Source organism: Caballeronia jiangsuensis, assembly GCF_046030135.1.
In the GTDB taxonomy this organism is placed as follows: Bacteria; Pseudomonadota; Gammaproteobacteria; order Burkholderiales; family Burkholderiaceae; genus Caballeronia; species Caballeronia jiangsuensis.
Genome location: NZ_JAQQDB010000018.1, coordinates 56550 through 80767 on the forward strand (window position 1 = coordinate 56550; position 24218 = coordinate 80767).

23 protein-coding genes are annotated in these 24218 nt (G+C 63.4%); 17 read left to right on the top strand and 6 right to left on the bottom strand.

Annotated features, from left to right (window positions below; translation table 11 throughout):
- Position 1: 1 nt before the first annotated feature.
- The 6 genes from PQR08_RS20245 to PQR08_RS20270 are packed head-to-tail and all read left to right on the top strand — an operon-like array spanning position 2 to position 7029.
- Positions 2–946, top strand: a complete 945-nt coding sequence (locus PQR08_RS20245; protein ID WP_250486165.1) for a type II secretion system F family protein — start codon at positions 2–4, stop codon at positions 944–946.
- A gap of 10 nt (positions 947–956) precedes the next feature.
- Positions 957–1676: a tetratricopeptide repeat protein gene (locus PQR08_RS20250; RefSeq protein ID WP_250486109.1), complete on the top strand. Its 720-nt coding sequence runs from the start codon at positions 957–959 to the stop codon at positions 1674–1676.
- Positions 1677–1713: 37 nt separating this feature from the next.
- Complete coding sequence (locus PQR08_RS20255) at positions 1714–1986, top strand: DUF3613 domain-containing protein (RefSeq protein ID WP_250486166.1); 273 nt, start codon at positions 1714–1716, stop codon at positions 1984–1986.
- A gap of 6 nt (positions 1987–1992) precedes the next feature.
- Entirely contained in the window at positions 1993–3714 is a 1722-nt protein-coding gene (locus tag PQR08_RS20260) for a TadG family pilus assembly protein (protein ID WP_250486110.1), read from the top strand.
- Between the two features lie 5 nt (positions 3715–3719).
- Positions 3720–5105 (top strand): sigma 54-interacting transcriptional regulator, encoded by a 1386-nt coding sequence (locus tag PQR08_RS20265; protein ID WP_250486111.1) that lies wholly within the window; start codon positions 3720–3722, stop codon positions 5103–5105.
- 16 nt (positions 5106–5121) lie between these two features.
- Complete coding sequence (locus PQR08_RS20270; protein ID WP_250486112.1) at positions 5122–7029, top strand: M60 family metallopeptidase; 1908 nt, start codon at positions 5122–5124, stop codon at positions 7027–7029.
- A 78-nt stretch (positions 7030–7107) separates the two neighbouring features.
- Here the strand turns inward: PQR08_RS20270 and PQR08_RS20275 are convergent, their stop codons facing one another.
- Together PQR08_RS20275 and PQR08_RS20280 are read right to left on the bottom strand one after the other, a co-directional pair.
- On the bottom strand, positions 7108–7992 hold the full coding sequence (locus PQR08_RS20275) for an EAL domain-containing protein (RefSeq protein ID WP_250486113.1): 885 nt from the start codon (positions 7990–7992) through the stop codon (positions 7108–7110).
- A 371-nt stretch (positions 7993–8363) separates the two neighbouring features.
- Entirely contained in the window at positions 8364–9485 is a 1122-nt protein-coding gene (locus tag PQR08_RS20280; RefSeq protein ID WP_187604344.1) for an ABC transporter ATP-binding protein, read from the bottom strand.
- Positions 9486–9662: 177 nt separating this feature from the next.
- On the opposite strand from PQR08_RS20280, the gene PQR08_RS20285 reads away from it, so the two are divergent.
- The 6 genes from PQR08_RS20285 to PQR08_RS20310 are packed head-to-tail and all read left to right on the top strand — an operon-like array spanning position 9663 to position 15706.
- Positions 9663–11033, top strand: coding sequence for an ABC transporter substrate-binding protein (locus PQR08_RS20285; RefSeq protein ID WP_187604343.1), 1371 nt, complete (start codon positions 9663–9665; stop codon positions 11031–11033).
- A gap of 27 nt (positions 11034–11060) precedes the next feature.
- Positions 11061–11990, top strand: a complete 930-nt coding sequence (locus PQR08_RS20290; RefSeq protein WP_238216248.1) for a carbohydrate ABC transporter permease — start codon at positions 11061–11063, stop codon at positions 11988–11990.
- 11 nt (positions 11991–12001) lie between these two features.
- Positions 12002–12853, top strand: a complete 852-nt coding sequence (locus tag PQR08_RS20295) for a carbohydrate ABC transporter permease (RefSeq protein ID WP_035505735.1) — start codon at positions 12002–12004, stop codon at positions 12851–12853.
- 45 nt (positions 12854–12898) lie between these two features.
- Positions 12899–13879 (top strand): sugar-binding transcriptional regulator, encoded by a 981-nt coding sequence (locus tag PQR08_RS20300; protein ID WP_035505675.1) that lies wholly within the window; start codon positions 12899–12901, stop codon positions 13877–13879.
- A 10-nt stretch (positions 13880–13889) separates the two neighbouring features.
- Positions 13890–14636: an SDR family oxidoreductase gene (locus PQR08_RS20305; RefSeq protein ID WP_250486114.1), complete on the top strand. Its 747-nt coding sequence runs from the start codon at positions 13890–13892 to the stop codon at positions 14634–14636.
- Between the two features lie 32 nt (positions 14637–14668).
- A complete protein-coding gene (locus PQR08_RS20310) occupies positions 14669–15706 on the top strand; it encodes an NAD(P)-dependent alcohol dehydrogenase (RefSeq protein WP_187604341.1) in 1038 nt (345 codons plus the stop codon).
- Between the two features lie 41 nt (positions 15707–15747).
- Here PQR08_RS20310 and PQR08_RS20315 read toward each other — a convergent pair whose 3' ends face one another.
- From PQR08_RS20315 to PQR08_RS20325, 3 genes are all read right to left on the bottom strand, one after another.
- Entirely contained in the window at positions 15748–16113 is a 366-nt protein-coding gene (locus tag PQR08_RS20315) for a VOC family protein (protein WP_238216256.1), read from the bottom strand.
- A 49-nt stretch (positions 16114–16162) separates the two neighbouring features.
- On the bottom strand, positions 16163–17287 hold the full coding sequence (locus tag PQR08_RS20320) for a VIT1/CCC1 transporter family protein (protein WP_250486115.1): 1125 nt from the start codon (positions 17285–17287) through the stop codon (positions 16163–16165).
- Between the two features lie 116 nt (positions 17288–17403).
- A complete protein-coding gene (locus PQR08_RS20325; protein ID WP_250486116.1) occupies positions 17404–17970 on the bottom strand; it encodes a cytochrome b in 567 nt (188 codons plus the stop codon).
- A gap of 171 nt (positions 17971–18141) precedes the next feature.
- On the opposite strand from PQR08_RS20325, the gene PQR08_RS20330 reads away from it, so the two are divergent.
- Complete coding sequence (locus tag PQR08_RS20330; RefSeq protein WP_250486117.1) at positions 18142–18741, top strand: chromate transporter; 600 nt, start codon at positions 18142–18144, stop codon at positions 18739–18741.
- 4 nt (positions 18742–18745) lie between these two features.
- On the top strand, positions 18746–19273 hold the full coding sequence (locus PQR08_RS20335) for a chromate transporter (RefSeq protein WP_187604336.1): 528 nt from the start codon (positions 18746–18748) through the stop codon (positions 19271–19273).
- Between the two features lie 4 nt (positions 19274–19277).
- On the opposite strand, the gene PQR08_RS20340 is transcribed toward PQR08_RS20335, so the two are convergent.
- Complete coding sequence (locus PQR08_RS20340; RefSeq protein ID WP_250486118.1) at positions 19278–20282, bottom strand: zinc-dependent alcohol dehydrogenase family protein; 1005 nt, start codon at positions 20280–20282, stop codon at positions 19278–19280.
- Between the two features lie 101 nt (positions 20283–20383).
- On the opposite strand from PQR08_RS20340, the gene PQR08_RS20345 reads away from it, so the two are divergent.
- The 3 genes from PQR08_RS20345 to PQR08_RS20355 all read left to right on the top strand — a co-directional run bounded on the left by PQR08_RS20345 (position 20384) and on the right by PQR08_RS20355 (position 24213).
- Entirely contained in the window at positions 20384–21253 is an 870-nt protein-coding gene (locus PQR08_RS20345; RefSeq protein WP_250486119.1) for a LysR family transcriptional regulator, read from the top strand.
- 268 nt (positions 21254–21521) lie between these two features.
- On the top strand, positions 21522–21977 hold the full coding sequence (locus PQR08_RS20350; protein WP_187604333.1) for a (2Fe-2S)-binding protein: 456 nt from the start codon (positions 21522–21524) through the stop codon (positions 21975–21977).
- A 1-nt stretch (position 21978) separates the two neighbouring features.
- Complete coding sequence (locus PQR08_RS20355) at positions 21979–24213, top strand: xanthine dehydrogenase family protein molybdopterin-binding subunit (RefSeq protein WP_250486120.1); 2235 nt, start codon at positions 21979–21981, stop codon at positions 24211–24213.
- The last annotated feature ends 5 nt before the right edge of the window (positions 24214–24218 follow it).

Here is a 24218-nt window from a genome sequence, read left to right on the forward strand (position 1 = left end):
CATGACGCCCGCCTTGCTCGGCGCTTTCGCGCTCGCAGCCGCCGCGCTCGCAGCGGGTCTGTGCGGCGTGCTCGCGCTCGGCCGCTACGCGCGCATGCAGCGTTCGGCGCGCACGCTCGATCACGCGTTGAAGGAGCGCACGACGACGCCGCCCGCGAAGGAGACCACGCCGCGAAAAGGCGTGCTCGCCGCGCTCGGCCGCGCGAGCGCCGCGTGGCTCGATACGCCGTTCGGGCGCGTCGCGGTCGCGGAGGAGGATCGTCGGCTGCTCGAACGCTGCGGCTATCTCGACGCCGGCGCGCGCGGCCATTTCCTCGCGGCGCGCATCGCGGGCGCGCTCGCGGCGCCGCTCGCATTGCTCATGTTCGGGCACGGCGCGGCGCACGGCGCGCGCTTCGTGCTGCTGCTGTTCATGGCGTTGTCGGCGGGCTTCATGGCGCCGAAGTGGTTCGTGCGCCGCCGGGCGAATGCGCGGCAGAGCGCGGTAAGCAGTGAACTGCCGATGTTCGTCGATCTGCTGCGGCTCCTGCAAGGCGTCGGGCTGTCGCTCGATCAGAGCCTGCAAGTGATGATTCAGGACTTCAGGAACGTGCTGCCCGTGCTATCGATGGAACTCGCGCTCGCGCAGGCGCAGTTCGCCACCGGCCGCACCCGCGAGCAGTCGATGAAGCGCCTCTCGACGAGTTACGACAACGAGGATCTCGCCGCGATCGTGCGGCTCATCGTTCAGGTCGAAAAGCATGGCGGCGCGGTGCAGGAGCCGCTCAGGCAATTCGGCGACCGCCTGCGCGAAACGCGCCGCGCGCTGCTGCGCGAGCGCATCGGCAAGCTCACCGTGAAGATGACGGGCGTCATGGTCGTCACGCTCCTGCCGGCGTTGCTGATCGTCACGGCGGGGCCGGGCTTCATCGCGGTGGTGCGTTCGCTCTCGGCGCTTCATCGATAAAGGGATGCTCATGATTCGTGCACTCGTTCTGCCCTTGATCTGCGCGACGCTCGCCGCCTGCGCGACGAAGCAGGAAAACGGTTATGGCGTCGGCATTCAGGCCGAGCGTCAGGCCGCGCTCGATCAGGCGCAGCAAAAGGACGCCGCGCCCGACACGCCCGGCATGTATCTCGCGCTCATCGACCGGATGCAGACGCAGGGGCTCTGGTTCGCGTCGCTCGCGCATATCGACGCATACGAGCAGCAATACGGCGAATCGCCCGACACGATTCTTTTGCGCGCCGATGCGCTGCGTCAGACCGGCCAGCCCGACGCGAGCGCCGCCGCCTATGCGCGCCTCGCCGGTACGCCGCTCGCCGCGCGCGGCCTGCGCGGTCTCGGCCTGCTCGCGGGCGAGGCGGGCGATTTCGCGGGCGCGGCGCAACGCTTCGAGGCCGCATCGAAGCGCGCGCCGACCGATGCGCTCACGCTGTCCGATCTCGGTTACGCGCGGCTGCGCATGGGCGATGTCGCGGGCGCGCGCGTGCCGCTCATGAAGGCCGCCGAACTCGCGCCGAACAATCCGAAGATCCTGAGTAACGTCGCGCTGTTTCTGCTCGCGAGCGGGCAGGCGGCGAACGCGCAGGGCCTGATGACGCAGCAGAAGTTTTCGGCGGACGTGCAGCAGGCGATTCGCGGCGATGCGAAGCGCGTCGCCGATGCGGCGCGCGCGAGCGTCGCGTCACGCTGATATCGACGATGAGGAGAGGCGGATGAAACGAATCGGCATGCTCGTGCTGTGCATGGCTTGCGGCGCATTGCAGCACACGACGCGCGCGCAGAGCGCAAGCGAGATCGGCCATGCGACGCAGGCCTGGCTCACGCTTCAGGCAAGCAACGCGGAGTCGGCGCCCGCGCAGCCGATGCCCGGCGCGCAGGCGGGCGCGGCCTACGAGCGCTATCTCAAGTCGTTCGACACGCCGATTCCGGCGCGCTACGGCTCTTCGTTCGAAGACGCCGGGCGGCCGTCGCTCGACGTGAATTATCGCGACATGAACTGACGATCCATGACGACGCATCGATACATCGTGTCGGCCCGGCGGCGCCAGCGTGGCGCGGCGGGCACGCTCGCGGCGATCTGGCTCGTCGTCGCCGTCGCCGCGCTCGGTGCGATCGATATCGGCAATCTCTTTTTCGCGCGGCGCAGCCTGCAAAGCGTCGTCGATCTTTCGGCGAGCGCGGGCGCGCAAGTCGTCGATGCCGCCTGCACGCGCGCGAAGGCCAGCGCGAACGGCAGCGCGACGAGCAACGGCTTCGATCCATCGGCCGCGGGTCACGGCCTGACCATCACGTGCGGGCGCTGGGACGCGCAGGCGAACGCCGCGCCCGACTACTTCTCGACGAGCGGCACGCCTGCCAACGCGGTGAAAGTGACGGCCTCGCGCATGGTGCCTTACTTCTTTCTCGGACCCGCGCGGCAAGTGACGGCGACGGCCATCGCCAAGTCGACGGACGTCGGCGCGTTCTCGATCGGCACGACGCTCGCGAGCATCGGCGCGGGCACGGTGAATAGCCTGCTCGATGCGCTGCTCGGCACGAATCTCAATCTGTCGCTGGTGTCGTATCAGGGGCTCGCGGATGCGCGCGTGCGTGTCGGCGATCTCGTCACGGCGGCGGGCGCCGGTACGGTCGATCAGCTGCTCGCGACGAAGCTCACCGCCGCGCAGATCGCCAGACTGATGCTCACCGCGCTGCAGACGACGAACGTGGCGAACGCGAATCTCTCGACCGCGCTCGGCGCGATGGGCGCGATCGTCAACGCGAATATCCCCGGCAACCAGACGATTTCGTTCGGCAGCATCGACGGCGCGCCGGGACTGCTGTCGGTCGGGCTCGCGAATACGCAAAGCGCGCTCGATGCGACCATCAACCCGCTCGAAGCCTTGCTCGTGACGGCGGAGATCGCGCAGGCGGGCAAGGCCGCCGCGAACGTCGGCGCGGGCCTCACGCTGCCGGGGCTGATTTCGGCGGCGCTCAAGGTGCAGATCGTGCAGCCGCCGGTGCTCGCCATCGGCGAGGCGGGCAAGGACGCGAGCGGCAACTGGCGCACGTTCGCGCGCACGGCGCAGGTGCGTGCGTTCGTCGATGTCAGCGTGCTGCAATTGCCCTTGCCCGTGGGCTTCGGCGGCGCCCAGCCGATGGTGCATCTGCCGCTCTATATCGAAGTGGCGCCCGGCGCCGCGTGGCTCGTGTCGACGCAATGCCAGGGCGCGGCGTCGGCGCGCCGCTCGGTGATCGGCGTGCAGACCGGCATTGCGAACGTCTGCGTCGGCGACACGCCCGCGAACATGGGCGCATTCAGTTGCACGCAGCCCGCCACGCTCGTCACCGTGCCGAATCTGCTGACCGTGAGCCTCGCCGCGAGCCTGCCGGCGACCATGCCCGCGTCCGCCGCGACGCTGTCCTTCGACGGCGTGAGCGGCAATGGCGACGACTATCAGGCGGTTCCTTCGGCGCCGGGCGCGTCGCTCGCCAATGCGCTCTCGGGCCTCGGCGCGAGTCTCTCGGCCCCGGGCGGACTCTCGGTCACGTCGCCGATCCTGCCGCCCTTGCTGCTCAACACCGTCGCGCCGCTGTTGCTCGGTCTTCTGGTGCCGATGCTCGCGACCGTGCTCACGGGCCTCGATCAGGTGCTCGTGCCTGTCCTGCAACTGCTCGGCGCGCAAGTGGGAACGAGCATGATTCACGACCTGTCGCTCACATGCGGCGAGTCGCAACTGGCTTACTGAACGACATGAGACAGAACAGCAAAATCGATGGTCTCGATATCCACGTATGGGAGGGCAAGGCCGACGTCGTCGAGCGCGTGGTGCGTGCGATGTCGGGTCAGGACGTGGACGTGCTGCGCGCGGACGGCACGTCGATCAGCGCGCCGCGCGAGTCCGACCGTCCCGCGCTCGCGATCATCAGCGTGAGCGTGATCGATGGCGGCGCGTTCGTGTTGCGCGACTGGGAAGCGCGTCATTCGATGCCGGTGGTCTGGGTCGGCGCGGCTCCGCGCGAGCGCGATCCGTCGATGTTTCCGCCGGACTATTCGCATATCCTGCCGCTCGATTTCACCGGCGCGGAATTGCGCGCGATGGTCGCGAAGCTCGCGCGGCAACTGCGCGCGCACGGCGAGGACACGCAGGCGTCGCACGCATTGATCGCGCATGCGGAGTGCATGGAGGCGCTGCTGCATGAAGTCGATACCTTCGCCGATTGCGACACGAGCGTGCTGCTGCATGGCGAGACGGGCGTCGGCAAGGAGCGTATCGCGCAACTGCTGCACGAGAAGCACACGCGTTATCGCGACGGTCCGTTCGTGCCGGTGAACTGCGGCGCGATTCCCGATGGCCTCTTCGAATCGCTCTTCTTCGGACATGCGAAAGGCTCGTTCACGGGCGCGGTGCTCGCGCACAAGGGCTACTTCGAGCAGGCGAACGGCGGCACGCTTTTTCTCGACGAGATCGGCGACTTGCCGCTCTATCAGCAAGTAAAGCTCTTGCGCGTGCTGGAAGATCAGGCGGTCACGCGCATCGGTTCGGCGACGCCTGTGCGGCTCGAATTCCGGCTCATCGCGGCGAGCAACAAGTGCCTGCCGCAACTCGTGAAGGATGGCGCGTTTCGCGCGGACCTGTATTACCGCCTCGCGGTGATCGAGCTGAAAATCCCTTCGCTCGAAGAGCGCGGCGCGGCCGACAAGATCGCGCTCTTCAAGGCGTTCATCAGCGAAGTCATCGGCAAGGAGAAGCTCGATGCGTTGCCCGAGCTGCCGTACTGGCTCGCCGATGCCGTCGCCGATGTGTATTTCCCCGGCAACGTGCGCGAGCTGCGCAATCTGGCGGAGCGTGTGGGCGTGACGGTGCGGCAACTCGGCGCGTGGGACGAAGCGCGCGTGAAGCGCCTGCTCGTGCTCGCACGCAATGCGAGAGCCGCGCCCGAAGGCGGATCGGACTTGCTGGTCGATCGCAGCAAGTGGGACATGAACGAGCGCAATCGCGTGATCGCGGCGCTCGATGCGAACGGCTGGAGAAGACAGGATACGGCGCAGTATCTCGGCATCAGCCGCAAGGTGCTGTGGGAAAAGATGCGCAAGTTCCAGATCTTCGACGAAGAGCCGGAGACACGGCCGATGTAGCGCGGAGGATACGAGCATGCGATGGCGAGCGTGGCTGTTGATCCTGGCGTTGTGCGACGCGCATGCCGCGTCGCGCTATTACGCGCCGATGACGTTCTATCCACACGATGCCGTGCGCGTCTCGCGCTTTGCAGTGGCGCCCGGCGCAATGCAGGTGCCCTACGGCGCGGGCGCGAAAGTCGGCGAAGGCGACTTCTATATCGTCTCGAACGCTTCGTTCAAGGCATTGACGGCGCACCAGCAAGCGGACGGCACGATCGCGCTCGTCCAGTCGAAGTGGACGCCCGAGCTGGCCGCGGCGCAGATATGGACCGTCGATAAAGAGGGCAGCGGCTTTCGCCTGTATTCGAAGCTCTACGGACGATACCTGACGCTCGGCGCGCGCGTGGATCTCGAAGCGCCATCGGGCGAAGCGCGGCAGAACTGGAGCATCGAAGCCGATGCGAACGCGGTGACGATTGCGGCGACCGGCACGAAGACGGGTCTCGTCGTCGCGCATCATGCGCTGCGCGACGGCGCGTTGGTCGAAGCGAACGCGCAGGCCGGGCAATGGCGTCTGTACGAGGTGCACAACGAAGACGCCGAACACGCGTATCGCACGCTCGATGCAGCCCCGCAATCGACCTATGACAACGCCGCGAAGCGCTATCACCTGAGCGCGTATGCGCCCGATGCGATCGAAGCGGACCGGCTCGGCGGCTTTCGCTGGACCGACTCTCATCCGTCGGGGCTGTATGTGTCGAAGGGCGAATCCGTCGTGATCGACGTAAGCGGTCTCGCCGACGACGGCCCCGATGGCCTCGTCATCATGGTCGGCAACAAGAACGGCTTCTACCGGCGTCAGCCCGCGGGCGATCCGCAGATGATCCTCGCGACGGAAGGGCGCAATGAGTTCGTCGCGTCGCGCGATGGCCTGCTTTACTTCGAATATATCGATAGCGGATTCAACGGGCGGCCGCGTACCTCGATCGATGTCTTCGTGCGCGAAGGCGGCCGTGCCGTGCCGTTCTATGTCGAAGGCACGACGACGCTCCTCGAATGGCGCGCGATGCTGCAACGCTACGCCGATGCGCCGCTCGTCGAGATGGTCGGCAGGCGCACGATGTTCACCGTCGCGCGTTCGATGTACGACAAGGCGGGCGCGGCGGACCCGGCCACGCTGCTCGGCTACGTCGAGCGCATCATGGGCTATCACGATGAACTGGCCGGGCTCGACGGATCGAGCGCGCTCGATGCGCCTTCGCCATTGCGCGTGCATTTCGTGCAGGACGCAATTTCCACGCACGCGGAGTTGCAGAACACGTATCTGTATGCGACGTACTACATGATCGGCCTGCCTTTGAACAGCGCCGCCGAGACTTTGCTTCAGCCCGCGAAGGCCGATGAATGGGGCGTGTGGCACGAGATGGGCCACATGTATCAGCAATGGGACTGGACATGGCCGGGCGTCACGGAGACGACGGTGAACCTCTACTCGCTGCATGCGCTGCAGCGTCTCGGTACGTCGATGGCGTCGCCGTTGCTGCAGGTGGTCGATGCGCGCGGCAGGAAGAATCGGCTCGATCTCGCGGCGCTTTATCTTGCGCAGCCGTCGCGCAATTTTCTCGACGATGCGTCGTTTCCGGTGCCAGCCGAAGCGCTCTGGATCAGGCTCGTGATGTACGAACAGTTGCGCCGCGCGCTCGGCGACGGCTTCTATGCGCGGCTGCACAAGTATTATCGGTTGCATCCGCTGACGGAGGATGAAGGCGGCGAGAAGCGCGAAGTGCAGAGCTTCGTGTTGCGCGCGTGTATCGCGGCGAATCTGGATTTGAGGGAGTTCTTCGAGCGATGGGGACTGCCGGTCGATGCGGGCACGCGCGCGGCGATCGGTGGGTTGAAGCTGAAGGCGCCTGCGATGGATTTGACGCGTACGAGGATTTGAAGCCAAAAAAAGACGCCGACGCGCGAGGCGTCGGCCAAGTTCTGGCTTTACGAGGGCTGCCAGAAACGCTTCGATACGTCACGCCGCATCGGCGAGTCGCATGCTCCGGGACTCGTCACGCCGCGTCGTCCTGCGCCGCGTCATCGCGCGGCCGATACGCGCGCCGGGCACGTTATCGATGCCGAATGCGGGCCTTGCCAGAAAGAAGCCCTGCGCGAGCACATGCGGCCACTGTGCGATCCACTGCGCCTGCGCCGCCGTCTCGACACCCTCGACGACGATCGCCACCTTGAGCCGCGTCAGTAGCGCAAGCACCGACGAGAACACCAGACACGCATTCGGGCAGCGCGGCGCTTCGGCCAGCAGTTCCTTTGCGATCTTCACAGTGCCGAAGTCGATCGGACCGAGTGCGGCGAGACACGAGTAGCCCGTGCCGAAATCGTCCATCGCCACGCTCACGCCCTTGTTCTTCAGACGCCTCACCACCTTCGGCATCGACGGCATGCGCGCCAGATCCTCGCTCTCCAGCAATTCGAGCTCGATGCAATCGGGCGTGAGCCCGTGCGCGCGGCAGATCGAGTCCATGCGATCCGCGAAGCCGGGCAGCGCCGCGACCGATGGCGGCACGTTCACCGCGACCGAATAATGCGCGCCGCCGCGTGCTCGCCATGCCTCGATTTCCGACGCAACGGCGTCCAGCACGAACCATGTGAATTCGCGCATGATCTCCGCGTCCTTGAACGCGTCGCTGAATGCGCCCGGCAGCAATACGCCGTACTCCGGATGACGCCAGCGAATCAACGCTTCCATTTGCGCGAGTTCGCCGCTGTCGACTCGGTATATTCCCTGATAGGCGATGCAGAATTCTCCGGCCTTGAGGCCATCGAGTATGCGATGCCTGAATGCATGATCCGAGTTCGGCGCGGCTTTCGCGACAGGCGAGCCGTGTGTCGTTCTGTTCATGCTTGAGCCATCCCCTCCCAGTTGGTCGTGGGTGCGGTTGCACGACTCATGCCAGCCACGGCGTCTGTGTGCGATACCAAGCGGTTCACGCCGTTCTTCCATGCAGGACAACGTTTGCGCGCCGTCTCAGACCGTCACGCTTGCGCTACAGAGCGTTACGTTGCGTTCAGGGTTACGTAACGAATTCGCGACGTGTTACGCGCTATGTGGGGTGCCGCACATAAGCGGCAGTTGCATCGAGCGGCATTGGGAAGCGATTTTGCAGTTTGTGCCGGACGATCCTGGAACATTTGCAATCCCGACTAGCGACCTATGGACCGCGAGTGCCGGTCATCGCGCGATCAAAAAGCAATCTCCCGCGAACTTGACCGTCAGGCGGTCGCGGTCTGCTCCACTGGCCGCATCCGTTCGAGCGCGCTGCCGTCCTCGCGGAACAGATGCACGTGGCGAATGCTGAAGCCCGCGTTCAGCCGCTGTCCTTCGACGGCCGTCGATTCGCCCGAGCCTTTCACCTGAATCACGAGCTCGTTCGGCAGCCGCACATGCAACAGCGTCTCGCCGCCGAGATGCTCGATCACCATGACCTCGCCGGACAGGCCGCTGTCGATATCGCCGCCGCATGCCTCGATGAAATGCTCGGGCCGTATGCCGAGCGTGAGCGTTTCGCCCGCTCTAACCGTCGAAGCGGCGAACGGCAGCGTGAGCGGCTCGCCGCCGGGCAATTCGATGGTGACGCCCGCGGCATCGACGCGCATCACGCGCACGTCCATGAAATTCATCTTCGGCGAGCCGATGAAGCCCGCAACGAAGCGATTGTGCGGCGTGCGATACAGCTCGAGCGGCGAGCCGATCTGCTCGACGCGGCCGTGATTCAGCACGACGATGCGATCGGCCATCGTCATGGCTTCGGTCTGATCGTGCGTGACGTAGATCATCGTCGCGTTGAGCTGCTTGTGCAGCTTGATGAGTTCGAGGCGCATCTGCACGCGCAACGCGGCATCGAGATTGGATAGCGGTTCGTCGAAGAGAAAGACCTTCGGTTCGCGCACGATCGAGCGGCCAATCGCCACGCGCTGACGCTGCCCGCCCGACAACGCGCGCGGACGCCGTTCGAGCAACTGGCCGATCTGCAGGATTTCCGCCGCGCGATGCACGCGCTCCTTGATCTGCGCTTCGGGCAACTTGAGCATGCGCAGCCCGAACGCGATGTTCTCGTACACCGACATGTGCGGATAGAGCGCATACGACTGAAACACCATCGCGACGCCGCGTTGCGAGGGTTCGAGATCGGTCACGTCTTCGCCGCCGATCAGCACTTGCCCCGAGTCGCTGCGCTCAAGTCCGGCGATGGTGCGAAGCAAGGTGGATTTTCCGCAACCCGAAGGACCGACGAAGACCATGAACTCGCGATCGGTCACTTCGATGTCCACGCCCTTCAGAACATCCACGCCCGCAAAGGCCTTGCGAATTTGCTGCAAATGAACTGCGCTCATACGTTGTCTCCCTGTGCCGCTGCGGCAATGCAGCATCGGACGCATCGTCGAATTTCTTCTTGACAACCTGTTCGCGCCAAAATATACAATTGTAAAACCGAAATTACAAGTGAAACGACGCAGGACAAAACCGAACCCGCAAGCCTCACCCGCTCGATAAAAACCAAGGAGACAGGCATGAAGAAGCGCTTCATCCCGGCCACGCAGCTCGGGCCGATCAAACACGTCGCGGCAGTCGTTCTTCTGGCGGCGAGCGCGGCGTTCGCCGCATCGAACGCGCAAGCCTGGACTCTGAAGGAAGCGGCGCAGCCGTATTCGGGCACTACGATCAAGGCCATCTTTCTCGATCGCCCCGGCTACAAGGCCGCGCAGCAACTGATCCCGCAGTTCGAGAAAGAGACGGGCATCAAGGTGCGCTGGGAAGTGATTCCGTACGAAAACACGCGCGAGAAGGAAGTGCTCAACTTCGTGGGCGGCGGCGATCAGGACATCGTGCTCGTCGATGTCGTGTGGATCGGCGAATTCGCGAGCAACAAGTGGCTCGTGCCGATCAAGAAGTTCACCGACGATCCGAAGCTCGCGGACCCGAGCCTGAATCTCAAGGGCTTCTTCCCGATCCTGCTCGATTCGTTCGGCACGTGGGACAAGGTTACTTACGGTCTGCCGTTCGATAACTATTCCGGTCTCATGTTCTACAACAAGTGCATGTTGAAGGACGCCGGTTTCGACGAGCCGCCGAAGACCTGGGACGAGTTGCTCAACACCTATGCGCCGAAGCTCACGAAGGGCGACAAGTTCGCCTTCGCGTTGCAGTCGCGGCGCGGCGAGACGCAATCGGCGGATAGCTTCATGCGCGTGCTGTGGCCGAACGGCGGCTCGCTGCTCGATGCGAAGTTCAAGTCGAATCTGATGTCGCCGCAATCGCAGGCGGGCCTCGAATATCGGCAGAAGCTGATGAAGTACATGCCGCCGGGCATCGTCGACTTCGATCATGCGGAAGCGGTGAACGCGCTTGCGCAAGGCCAGGTCGCGATGATCACCGAGTGGTCCGCGTTCTATCCGACGCTGACCGATCCGAGCAAGTCGAAGCTCGGCAACTGTCTTGCGATCACCACCGAGCCGAAGGGTCCGGCCGGCCTCAAGCCCGCGCTCGGCGGCTTCTCGCTTGCCGTGAACGCGAAGTCGAACGCGAAGAAGCAGGCGGCGTCGTGGCTCTTCATTCAGTGGATCACGTCCGAAGCGATGGCGAAGCCTTATCTCGAAGCGGGCGGCGTGCCGGCGCGCATGGCGATCTATCAGGACAAGGCCGTGCAGGACAAGTATCCGTTCGTGAAGCCGATGGTCGAATCGTGGCAGGGCGGCGTGCCGGATTATCGTCCGCGCTTCCCGGAATGGCCGGCCGTGTCTGAAGTCATCGGCGAATGGGGCAGCAAGATGATGCTCGGTCAGGTGACGGTGAAGGAAGGCGCGCAGACCATCGGTCAGAAGACCGAGGACATCCTGAAGAAAGCGGGCTATTACGACGGCAAGAAGCCTTTGCTGAAGTAATTTCATTCAAGGAACGGGAGGCGACGAATGGCATCACCTGCAATACGTGCGCGAGGGCCGCGCAAGCCCGCGCGCTATTTCGGCATCGTGCCGCGCTCGCCCGCCTTCTGGTTCCTGATACCCGCAATCGCCGCGCTCGCGATCATCGGCATCTACCCGCTGCTGCTTGCGCTCTATAACTCGTTTCATCAATACAAGCTCGCGGATCTGGCTTCGGGCACGCCGTTCATCGGCGTCGACAACTATGTTGCGACGCTGACCGATCCGAGCTTCTGGGGCGCGCTCGGACGCACGGCATTGTTCCTGTGCCTCACCTTGCCGATCGAGATCGCGCTCGGGCTCTTCGCCGCGCTCATGCTTCATCGCATGGAATTGCCGTGGATGCGCGCGGCGGCGCGTGTGAGCCTCGTCATTCCGATGGCGACGACGTATGCGGTCGTCGGCCTCATCGGGCGGTTGATCTTCAATCGTCAGTTCGGCGTGGCGAACTATCTCACCGGCCTCATCGGCATTCCGCCGCAGGACTGGCTCGCGGACCCGACGCTCGCGTTCGTCTCCGTGATGATCATGGATATCTGGCAATGGACGCCGTTCTGCGCGCTGATCCTGCTCGCCGGACTGTCGATGGTGCCGAAGGAAGCCGAGGAAGCCGCGCGCCTCGAAACGCCGAAGTGGAGCATGATTCTCTGGCACTTGCAGCGTCCGTATCTGCTTCCGGGTCTCACGGCCATTCTCATTCTTCGCTCCGCCGACATGCTCAAGATGTTCGACGCCGTCTTCACCATGACGCGCGGCGGACCCGGAGCCGCGACGGAATTCATCAGCGTCTATATCCAGCGCGTGGGCTTTCGTCTCTTCGATCAGGGCATGGCGTCCGCACAGGCGATCATCCTGCTCATCCTGACGATCGTGCTGTCGCGTCTTTATATCCGTTTCGTGTATCGGGAGGCCGCGTGAGTTCGATCGACATGCCAGTCACGCAGCGCGCCAAGCGCGCACGCGCCGCAAGAAAACGCGCCACTGTATGGCATTTTCTCGGTCTCGTCGTCGTGTTTCTGTCCTCGGTGTTTCCGTTCTACTGGATGGTCACGACGAGCCTGAAAAGCCAGGCCGACGCGCTCGCATATCCACCGAAGTGGCTCTTCTCGCCGACATTTCACCACTACTCGGCGGCGCTCTTCGAGCATGACGTGGCGGGCAGTCTGCTGAACTCGCTCATCATCGCGAGCAGCACGACGGTGCTCGCGATCCTGCTCGGCACGCCCGCCGCATATGCGCTCGCACGCTACGAATTCCGCGGCAAGGAAGACCTGTGGTTCTGGTTCATCTCGAACCGCATGGTGAGCCCGGTCGTGCTCGCGGTGCCGTTCTTCCTGATCGCGACGAAGCTCGATCTCGTCGATACGCATATCGTGCTGATCCTGCTGTATCTGACGTTCTCCTTGCCGATCGTCGTGTGGATCTGCACCGATCAGTTCCGCAATATTCCGGTGGAACTCGACGAAGCCGCGCGTCTCGACGGCGCATCGCCGTGGCGGGTGTTCTGGCGCATCAATCTGCCGCTCGCGATGCCGGGCATCGTCGTCTCCGCGATCTTCGCGTTCATCTTCTCGTGGAACGACCTGCTCTATGCGCTCGTGCTGACGCGCAGCGACGCGATCACATCGCCCGTCGCCGCGACGAGCTACATGAGCGGCTATGAATTGCCGTGGGGCGAGATCATGGCGACGGGCACGCTGATCGTGCTGCCGATGGTCGTGTTCGCGCTGCTCGTCTCGGGCCGACTGGTGCAAGGCCTGACGATGGGCGCGGTGAAATAGAATGCCGCGGCCTTTCATCAAACAATGGACAGCATGACCACAAGCATGAGCAAGAGCGCACCGCCCATCGCCATCGCGGAAGCGGACGATTCCATCGATTCGGAAGAAGAGCTGCAGGCGCGCGTCGCGTGGCATTACTACGTCGGCAATCTGACGCAGCAGGAGATCGCGCAACGCATCGGCAGCAACCGCGTGCGCGTGAACCGGCTGCTCGCCGCGAGCCGCGAATCCGGTCTCGTGCAGATCACGATCAACAGCAAGATCGCGCCGTGCGTCGCGCTGGAAGAAGCGCTCGCGAAACGCTTCGGCCTCGAATGCGCGGTCGTCGTGCCGACCGGCGCGAACAACGAAGCGAACAACGCGGCGCTCGGCATCGGCGCGGCGTCGTACTTCGCGAAGCAGATAGTGGCAGGGCAAACCATCGGTCTCGGCTGGGGCCGCACGATTCGCGCCGTGCTGCGCGCGATGCCGCAGCGCACGTATGGCGCGGTGTCGGCGGTGTCGTTGCAGGGCGGGCTGTCGCATTGCCCGAGCATCAATACGTTCGATATCGTGTCGGACTTCGCGAACATCTGCCGCGCCGATGGCTATCTCTTCGCCGCGCCGATCTACGTGAGCAGCCAGAAGGCGCGCGACGTGATCCTTCAGGAAGAAACCGTGCGCGAGACATACGAACTCGCGCGCAACGCCGACCTCGCATTGCTCACGTGCGGCGATCTGACGGAATCGCTCGTCGTGACTTACGGCATCGACAATCCCGAGCAACTGCGCACGCTGCAAAAGGCGGGCGCGGTCGGCGACATGCTCGGTCATTTCATGGATGAAGACGGCGAGCTGATCGATCATCCGCTGAACCGCCGCACCGTCGCGATCACGCTGGACGACTTGCGCCGCGTGAAGCGCGTGATTCTCGTGAGCGGCGGCAAGAAGAAATTCCATGTGACGCGCGCGGCGTTGCGCGGGCGTTATCCGTCGGTGCTCGTGACCGACGAAGACACCGCAAGACGTCTCTGCGACGAGCCTTGAAGACGACACCATGACAGCCATCGACAGAAACCGCGAGTTCGCGGGCAAGACCGTGCTCGTCACGGGCGCGGGCAAGGGCATCGGTCACGCCACGGTGCATCTGCTGATCGAGCGCGGCGCGCGCGTGATCGCACTGAGCCGCAGCGCCACCGACCTCGATGCGTTGAAGAAGGAGACGGGCTGCGAAACCATCGCCGTCGATCTCGCCGATGCTCACGCGGCACGCGAAGCGGCGCGTGCGGTTCAGCCCGTCGATCTGCTGGTGAACAACGCGGGTATCGCTATCCTGGAGCCGTTTCTCGACACGACCGTCGAAGCCTTCGACATGACGATGAACGTGAATCTGCGCGCCACGATGATCGTCGCGCAGGAGTGCGCGAAGAGCATGATCGCGCGCGGCGTGGGCGGGTCGATCGTCAACGTGTCGAGTCTCTCGGCGAACGTGGGCTTTGCGCTGCACGCCGCGTACTGCGCATCGAAAGGCGGACTCGACGCCATGACGCGCGTGATGGCGAACGAACTCGGTCCGCATGGCATCCGCGTGAACGCCGTGCTGCCGACCGTCACGATGACGCCCATGGGCGAGCGCGCCTGGAGCGATCCCGCCAAGTCCGCACCGATGCTCGCACGCATCCCGATGAACCGCTTCGTGCAGCCGGTCGAAGTGGCGCGAACGATCGCCTATCTGCTCTCCGACGATTCGAGCATGGTGAGCGGCGTGAGTCTGTTGGTCGACGGCGGATTCCAGTCCTGTTGAACCCGCCTATTTCTCTAATCAAAGGAACGACGATGGAAGCACTGGTTCTCGAGGAAGCACGACGCATCAGCTTGCGTCCGTTCAGCCTGCCGCAGGTCGTGGGTCCGCGCGACGTGCGCATCAAGATTCATACGGTCGGCATTTGCGGCAGCGATATTCATTACTATCAGCATGGACGTATCGGTCCGTTCGTCGTCAACGAGCCGATGGTGCTCGGGCACGAGGCATCGGGCACAGTGGTCGAAGTGGGCGATGAAGTGAAGCATCTGAAGGCCGGCGATAGGGTTTGCATGGAGCCGGGCGTGCCGGACATGGAGTCGCGCGCATCGCGCGAAGGTCTGTACAACCTCGATCCGAAAGTGCGCTTCTGGGCGACGCCGCCGGTCAACGGCTGTCTCGCACCTTATGTCGTGCATCCGGCCGCGTTCACGTACAAGCTGCCGGATAACGTGAGCTTCGCGGAAGGCGCGATTGTCGAGCCATTGTCGATCGGACTGCAGGCCGCGAAGAAAGCCGCGATCAAGCCGGGCGACGTGGCCGTCGTGCTCGGCGCGGGCACGATCGGCATGATGTGCGCGCTCGCCGCGCTCGCCGGCGGCTGCAGCCGCGCGATCGTCTGCGATCTCGTGCAGGAGAAGCTCGATCTGATCGGCGCGGTGCAAGGCGTGACCGCCGTGAACATTCGCGACCGGCGCGTACTCGATGTCGTCAACGAACTGACAGACGGTTGGGGCGCGGACATCGTGCTGGAGGCAAGCGGCAACGAGAAGGCGTTCGACGGCATCGTCGATCTGCTGTGCCCCGGTGGCTGCCTCGTGCTCGTTGGCATGCCGCAGCACGCGATACCGCTCGATGTGGTCGCGGTGCAGATCAAGGAGGCGCGCATCGAATCGGTGTTTCGCTACGCCAATATCTTCCCGCGTGCGATTCAGTTGATCGCATCGGGCAAGCTCGATGTGAAGCCGTTCATCTCGCGCACGTTCCCGTTCGCGGAAGGCATCAAGGCATTCGAGGAAGCGGCGAGCGGCGTGCCGACCGACGTGAAGGTGCAGATCGTACTGGAAGAATGAGATCGCGATTCATATGACGCGCCACATGCTGCATCGGCGCGTCAGAACGGGGCCTCGGCGACATGCCACAGCACGCCGGAAGGATCGAACACGAAGCCGACCTTCATTCCCCAGCTCTGCATCGCGGGCGCACGCGCGGGATTGACGGCGAAGCGCTCGCTCAGGCTCTCGGGATTCACGTCGCGCCACCACGCGTCGACATCGCGCACGAGCAGTTGCAGCATGCAGTTTTCCGCGAACTCTTTGACGTAGAAGTTTTGCAGAATGAAGCTGAAGCTTTCGGCTTTCAGCATCGCGATGTTGTCGTCCTGATGCGTGATGCGAAAGCCTAATGCTTCATAGAAGCGCTTGGACAGTTCGAAGTCTTTGGCGGGGACAAAAGGGCGCAGCGAGAGAAGTTGGCTCATCGGGAAGGATCGAGTGAGATGGAAGGCGTAGTGTAGTGCCGCAAGCATGTCACGAAAGCGACACGCCCAGCAGCTTGCCGAGTCCGAAGGTGCAACCCGCGGCGACCATGCCGATCAGCACTTGCCGCGTTGCCGAAAAGATCGCGCCGCGTCCATTGAACAGCGACGTGAACACGCCGATGCCCGCCAGGCCGAGTCCGCTCAACACGATACATTGCGCGATGCCGCTGGCGCCGCTCGCCCACAGAAACGCGATGGCCGGAATAATCGCGCCCACCGCGAACAACGTGAAGGATGCGAGCGCGGCGGTCCAGGGATTGCCGCCAAGCTCGCGCGGATCGAGGCCGAGTTCTTCGCGCGTCAACGTATCCAGAGCCTTGTCCTTGTCGCGCATGATCTGAGCAGCGACGCGTCTGGCTTCCGCGGCGTCGATGCCTTTCGCCTGATAGATGAGCGCGAGTTCGTGGCGCTCCGCATCGGGCATGTGGTCCAGCTCGTCCTTTTCCTTCGCGATTTGCGTGCGCGCGAGTTCGCGTGCGTTGGTCACGGAGAGCCACTCGCCGAGCGCCATCGACGCTGCGCCTGCAACAAGACCCGCGAATGCCGTAAGCAGCACGGTTCTGCTGTCGCTGCCCGCGCCCGCGACGCCCATGATGAGGCAGAAGTTCGACACGAGGCCATCGTTCGCGCCAAGCACGGCTGCCCGCAAATCATTGCCCGAGGCCACGCCGCGATGCCACGATTCCGCCGCTGCAATCGCGCCTCCTTTGCTCAAACCCTTGTTGCGATTCGCCACGTCCTGCACGATATCCGCGTGATGCCGTTCCTCCGCCGACATCTGCGCCGCATCGGGCTGTCCCGCATATTTGTCGCGATCGGCCATTTCGCCGGCGGCGACCGAGCGCAACACGAAGTCCGGTCCGAACGTCCGGGCGAGCGTGCGCATGATCCGCGTTTTCGCGCCGATGCGATGCGTTCGCACCGATACGCCGTTCGCCCGCAATTTCGCGGCCCATATGTCGGCGTGACGCCGCTCGGCCTCGGCCAGTTCCGCATAGACGCGCCGCTTGTCTTCCTGCTTTTCGGCTTGCGCGAGCGTGTCGTACAGCGCGGCGCTGTCGAGTTCGTCGGCGAGGTTGGAGGTAAAGCGCCTGAGTTCGGTCTGGGACGCCATGACGTCACCTTTTATCGTTCGTCTCGTTGATTAAAGAGTAAAGACGAACGACGTGTCTCGTCGCTAATATCCCTAAGATACGCGTTGAGTGAGAATGGAATCGCGTCTCATCGTCGTCATTGTTTAGTCGCAGCCTGCTTGCGATGAGACGGCAGCATGCGCGCCAGCGTGTTATCGCGCAAGACGAACTGATGAAACAGCGCCGCACCGACATGCAGGCCCACGAGCGCGAGCAGCACCCACGCGAACACGCGATGCCAGTCGCCGAGCGCGTGGCCGACCGGCGATCCGGTGGGCGAAAGCGGCGGCATCGGGATCGACGCGAACAGCGTGACGGACCAGTCCCGCGACGACGCATTGGCCCAGCCCATCAACGGCACCGCGATCAGCAGGAGGTAAAGCAGCCAGTGCGTGTATCGCCCGAGCGCGCGCAAGGCGGCCGGCAAGGATGCGGGCTCGGGCGGCGCGGCATGCATGCTGCGCCAGAGAAGGCGCACGAATACGAGCAGAACGATCGCGACGCCGACGCCCAGGTGCCACGCGATCAAACCAACGGGCTTCGTGTCGCGATGTACGTCCGGCATCGTCCAGGCGAGCACGTACTGAACGAGCAGGAGCAGTGCGGTAATCCAGTGAAAGAGACGTGCGGGCGTATTGTAAGCAGACGCGGATTCAAGTCGCATGGGCCGATCCTCCGATGAGACCGCAATTGTCGGAGAACAGGCTTAACGGAGCCTTAGGGCCACGGCTTTCCGTGATTCATCGGTCAGGCAACTGAGATAGTATGGCTTTCAGGGCTGGCGGCATAAAGGTGCCCCCAGCGACCACGCTCCTTCCCGACCACACGCATCACGATGACTGCCCATACGATCCACGCCGCCACATCGTTGAGCGAAACGAACACGTCCGGCGCACCGCCCGTGCCCACTTCGTTCGCGCTCTTCAAGGCTTTCTTTTTTATCGGACTGACGGGTTTCGGCGGCGTATTGCCGTGGGCGCGGCGCATGCTGGTGGAGCGTCTGGGCTGGCTCACGAATCGCGAGTTCGCGGAGTTGTTGCCGCTCGCGCAATTGCTGCCGGGCCCGAACGTCGCGAACATCGCGACCGTGCTCGGGCGGCAATATCGCGGCGCGAAGGGCGCGGCGATCGCGGTGTTCGGGCTGTATCTCGCGCCGACCATCATCACGATCGGCGTCGGTTACGCGTATGCCCGATGGGGACATGCGGCGATCACCGAACATCTCTTCGCGGGACTCATGCCAGCCGCGACGGGGCTCGTGATCGCGACCGTGCTCAAACTCGTGACGAGCCTGCCCCGCAGCGTGGCGAGCATCGTGCTCGTGGCGGCGACGTTCATCGGTATTGCGCTCATGAAGATTCCGCTTCTGATCGTGCTTGCCGTGCTCGGGCCGCTCGGCACGATCGCGATGCTGCGCCGCGCGCGCAAGGATTGACGCGATGTGGAGCACGCTCGCCGATCTTTTCGTACATGGCTCGATCTGGTCATTGCTCGCCGTGGGCGGCATGAATGCCACGCTCGCCGATATCCAGCGCTATGCGGTCGATACGCGTCACTGGGTCACGGGCGAGCAGTTCGTCACGTTCTTCTCGATCACGCAGGCCGCGCCGGGTCCGAACGGCATGGCGGTCGCGTTGATCGGCTTTCAGGCGGCAGGGCTTGCCGGTGCGCTCGTTTCGACGGTCGCGAAGATCCTGCCTTCTTCCTTGATGGCCTACTTCGTGAGCGCATGGGTGGAGCGCAGGCAGGACTCGCGCATCGTTACCGCGATTCGCAAGGGACTCGCACCCGTGACCGTGGGCTTGCTCGTATCGGCCGCTTATGTGTTTGCACGCGAGACGGATGTGAACGTGTCGCGCGCGCTATGCACGGTCGTTTGCGCGGCGGTCGCTTATCGCAGCAAGCTCAATCCGATCTATCTCGTCGCGGCGAGCGCGCTCCTCGGTCTCGCGGGCGTGTTCGGCTGATTGCCTAGCCGACGAGCGCTGCATCCACATCGACGATGATCTTGCCGCGCGCCGTGCCATCCAGCAGCGCTTCATAAGCACGCTCGGCGCTGTTCAAATCGAAGCGTCTCGCATCGATGTGGGGCGCGAGCTTGCCCGCTTCGGCAAGCCGCTTCGCTTCATACAGCATTTCGCCGTGATGCGCGCGATGCTGTCCCGTCAATAGCGGATGCAGCGTAAACACGCCCGAATAACTTGCCTCGCGAAACGAAAGCGGCGCGAGCGCATGAGTGCCCCATCCCAGCGCGCTGACGACATGACCGAAGTGCTTTACCGCTGCAAACGATGCATCGAGTGAAGCGCCGCCGACCGTATCCACGACGAGATCAAAGCCCGCGCCATTCGTATGCGCGGCGACGTACTGCTCGACGCTCGTCTTGCGATAATCGATCGGCGTCGCATCGAGGATATGAATGAAGGCGTGATCGCGCTCGCTTGCGGTCGCGAATACATGCGCGCCGAGTGCGCGCGCGAGTTGCACGGACACGTGCCCTACGCCGCCGGCGCCGCCTTGCACGAGCACGGTTTGTCCCGCCTGTAGATGCGCGCGATCGACGATGCCCGCATAAGACGTGATGAAAGCGAGCGGCAGCGCGGCCGCGTGGCGCATCGAAAGATTCGCGGGCTTATGCGCGAGAAGCGCGGCATCGACCGCGGCATATTGCGCGAGCGAACCCTGAATACCGCCGACACCACCGGTCATGCCATAGACCGCATCGCCCGGCTTGAACGCATCGACGCCCGCACCGACTGCTTCGACGACACCGGCCATATCGATACCGAGCACGAGCGGAAGCGGATGTTTCGCATGGGCCGCGGCGCCCGCGCGAATCTTCGTGTCGAGCGGGTTGAGCCCGCTCGCCGCGATGCGCACGAGTACTTGCCCCGGCCCAGGTTCGGGACGATCGAGCTCGGCGAGTTCGAGCGGGCCGTTATGACGATCGAGTACGAGTGCTTGCATGGTGGACATCGTGGGCTCCCGGAAACATTGAAGGTTGATTGCAATGCGCTCATACTCCGCCATGCACGTTGGCATGTAAATCGACATAACCGCACGGCGTTCATACGAAAATGAATGGAGCGAATCTCGAATGGAGTGACGTTCGCATCTTCCTCGCGATTGCGCGAAGCGGTACGTTGGGCGCGGCCGCGAGGATGATCGGGCAAACCCAGCCGACGATGGGGCGGCGACTGCGTGCGCTCGAAGAATCGCTGGGCCATATGCTTTTCCAGCGTACGAGCGATGGTTTCGTATTGACCGACGAAGGCGCGGCCGTGCTTTCGTATGCCGAACGCATGGAAGAAGAGGCGCTCGGCTTCACGCGTGCGCTCGCGGGTCAGGACGCGAAGCTCACGGGCTTGCTGCGGGTTTCATCGTCGGACTGGTTCGGCGTGCATGTGCTTACGCCGATATTCGCGCGCTTTCTCGCGAAACATCCCGAGGTATCGATCGAACTCGTCACCGATGCGCGGCGCTATAACCTTGCGCGGCGCGAGGCGGATCTCGTGTTTCGCATCACGCCATTCGATGAACCGGATGTCGTACAGCGCAAGCTCATGCATATCGATTACGCGCTTTATGGACGTGCCGATCTTGCATCACCGAAAGCGGGCGATGGAAAAGGGCAGACGCTCATCAGCATGGATAGCGCATTCGATCAGTTGCCGGACGTGCTTTGGGTAAAGCGGATGTTGCCGAAGGCGAAGATCGTTTTCGGCAGCAATAATCGCGACGCGCAAGCGCATATGTGTGCCCAAGGTGCGGGCTATGCGGTTTTGCCATGTCCTCTCGGCGATGCCGATGCGCGCCTTGTGCGCTTCGATCTTGGTGAAGCGCCGCCTGGGAGGGACGTATGGCTCGGTTATCACCGCGATCTCAAACGCGTCGCGCGGCTGCGTGTCTTGCTGGACGAAACCATGGCGGCCCTCGGTGGAAAGTAAATTGATCTACGCTGCAACTAACTGTCTTCTCCATCAGCATTCTTTAAATCCGTAAGGCTCTCGTTATTACCGGAGTTTCAGGCAATCACGGCAATCAAAACAGCGCGCACCAATCTTAAGCGCGAGAACAAAGTTATCCGCAAGCGCGCCGTCATCCAAGCCTGATTTTTTGGTCGGCGCTACAATCCGGATGCCTGAAAACCGACTGCCGCCCCACACAGTCGGCCGTCTGCGATATCCGCCAAAACCTTATAAGCCGGAGCCGCTCATGACTACGCTTTCCATCAACGGCCAGAACCATACGGTCGATGCGCCGCCCGACATGCCGCTACTTTGGGTATTGCGCGACATCGTGGGACTGACAGGCACCAAATTCGGCTGCGGTATCGCGCAATGCGGCGCGTGCACCGTTCATCTCGATGGCGTCGCCGTTCGTTCATGCGTGTTGCCGGTCGCTGCGGTCGGCGATCGCAAGGTGACGACGATCGAAGCGGTCGGCGACACGCCTGCCGGCAAAAAAGTGCAAGAAGCATGGCGTCGGCTCGATGTCGTGCAGTGCGGTTATTGCCAGTCCGGACAAGTCATGTCCGCGGCGGCATTGCTCACGACCGTTCCCGATCCCAACGATTCCGATATCGATGCCGCAATGGCGGGCAATATCTGCCGCTGCGGCACCTATCACCGCATCCGCGCGGCCATCAAGCAAGCCGCGAAGGAGGCGTGACATGTCGCAAGGATTGATTGAAGCGGGACGTCATGCGGCGCGCGCGGGGTTCTCGCGTCGCGCGTTTCTGAAGTTCGGTGTGACGGCGAGTGTCGCCGCAAGCGGCGGATTGCTGATCGGCTTCAGCCTGCCGGCCGCGAGCCAGGATCAGAACAAAGGCAAGTCGGTGATAGGCGGCGATGGCGTCGAGTCTCCGCAAGACGGCGTATTCGCGCCGAATGCTTTCGTGCAGATCGACAAGAGCGGCAAGATCGTGCTGATCATGCCGAAGGTCGAAATGGGTCAGGGCGTTTATACCGCGTTGCCCATGTTGATCGCCGAAGAACTCGACGTGCCGCTCGACAGCGTCACGATCGATCATGCACCGCCCAACGAAAAGCTCTTCACAGACCCGCTATTGGGCGGCCAACTGACGGGCGGCTCGACTTCCGTGCGCTATGCATGGGAGCCGTTGCGCCGTGCGGGTGCGGCCGCGCGCATGATGCTTGTCGCGGCTGCGGCGCAGCAATGGCAATGCGATCCGTCGTCTTGCGTGGCGCAGGGCGGCAAGGTGATGCATGCGTCGGGCGATCGTAGCGCGAGTTATGCCGATCTCGCCGAAGCGGCCGCGAAATTGCCGGTGCCACAAGATATCAAGTTAAAAGATGCGCATAACTTCAAGATAATCGGCACGCCGGTCAGACGTCTCGATTCGCCGGAGAAAGTCGATGGCACCGCGATGTTCGGTCTCGACGTGCGATTGCCCGACATGCTTTATGCGGCTATCGTGAATTGCCCTGTATTCGGCGGCACGCTCGCATCGGTCGACGATAGCAACGCGAAGAAGATTCCCGGCGTGCGTCAGGTAGTGAAATTCGACAATGGCGTCGCGGTGATCGGCGACCATACGTGGGCTGCCAAGCGAGGCGCCGCTGCATTGCGGATTCAATGGAACGAGGGGCCGAGCGCCGGCGTATCGACGAAGCAGATCGTCGATGACATGGCGAATGCATCGCAACGTACGGGCGCTGTCGCGCGCAAGGAAGGCGACGTGAACGACGCGTTTTCGAAGGCGAAGACGCGTGTCGACGCCGTCTACGTCCAGCCTTTTCTCGCGCATGCGACGATGGAGCCGATCAACTGCACCGTGCATGTACGCCCCGATGGGTGCGATATCTGGCTCGGCACGCAAGTGCCTACGCGTATTCGCGATGCCGGTATGAAAGCGACCGGCTTGCCCGCCGACAAGATCGTCGTGCATAACCATCTGCTTGGCGGCGGCTTCGGCAGGCGGCTCGAATTCGACATGGCCACGCAAGCGCTCAAGATCGGCAAGGCGCTCGGCGTGCCTGTCAAGGTGACATGGTCGCGTGAGGAAGACATTCAGCACGACATGTATCGGCCGTGCTACTACGACAAGCTATCCGCGGGACTCGATGCGAACGGCAAGCCAGTCGCATGGACGCATCGCATCGTCGGGTCATCGGTGCTCGCGCGTTTTGCGCCGCCGGCTGTCAAGGACGGTGTCGATCCCGACGCGGTCGAAGTGGCATCCGATCTTCCCTATGATTTACCCAACCAGCTCGTCGATTACGTGCGGCTCGAACCGCATGACGTGCCCACCGCATTCTGGCGCGGCGTGGGACCGACGCGCGGTACGTTCGTCGTCGAAAGCTTTATCGATGAACTCGCGGTTCAGGCGAAAGCGGACCCCGTCGAATACAGACGTGCTCTGCTCGGCAAGTCGCCGCGTGCGCGTAACGTGCTCGACGTCGCGACACAGGCGGCCGCCTGGGGAAAGCAATCGGTTCCGCAAGGACAAGGGCGCGGCGTGTCGGTCATGCATGCGTTCGGCAGCTTCTTCTCGATCGTTGCGGATGTCACGGTCGACAAGGACGGCGCGGTGAAGGTGAACCGTATCGTGTGCGCGGTGGATTGCGGCATGGTCGTGAATCCCAATACAGTCGAAGCGCAAGTGCAGGGCGGCATCATCTTCGGCATCACGGCTGCGCTTTATAGCGAAATCACGATCAAGGACGGGCGCGTCGAGCAAAGCAATTTCACCGATTATCGAATGCTGCGCATTCACGAAACGCCGCCGGTGGAAGTGCATATCGTAAAGAGCACGGAAGCGCCGGGCGGCATTGGCGAACCTGGCACAGCGGCGCTCGCGCCGGCTATCACCAATGCGATCCATGCAGCGACAGGCAAGCGGATAAGGCAGTTACCGGTAGGCAATCAATTGCAAAGCGCTTGAGGAGG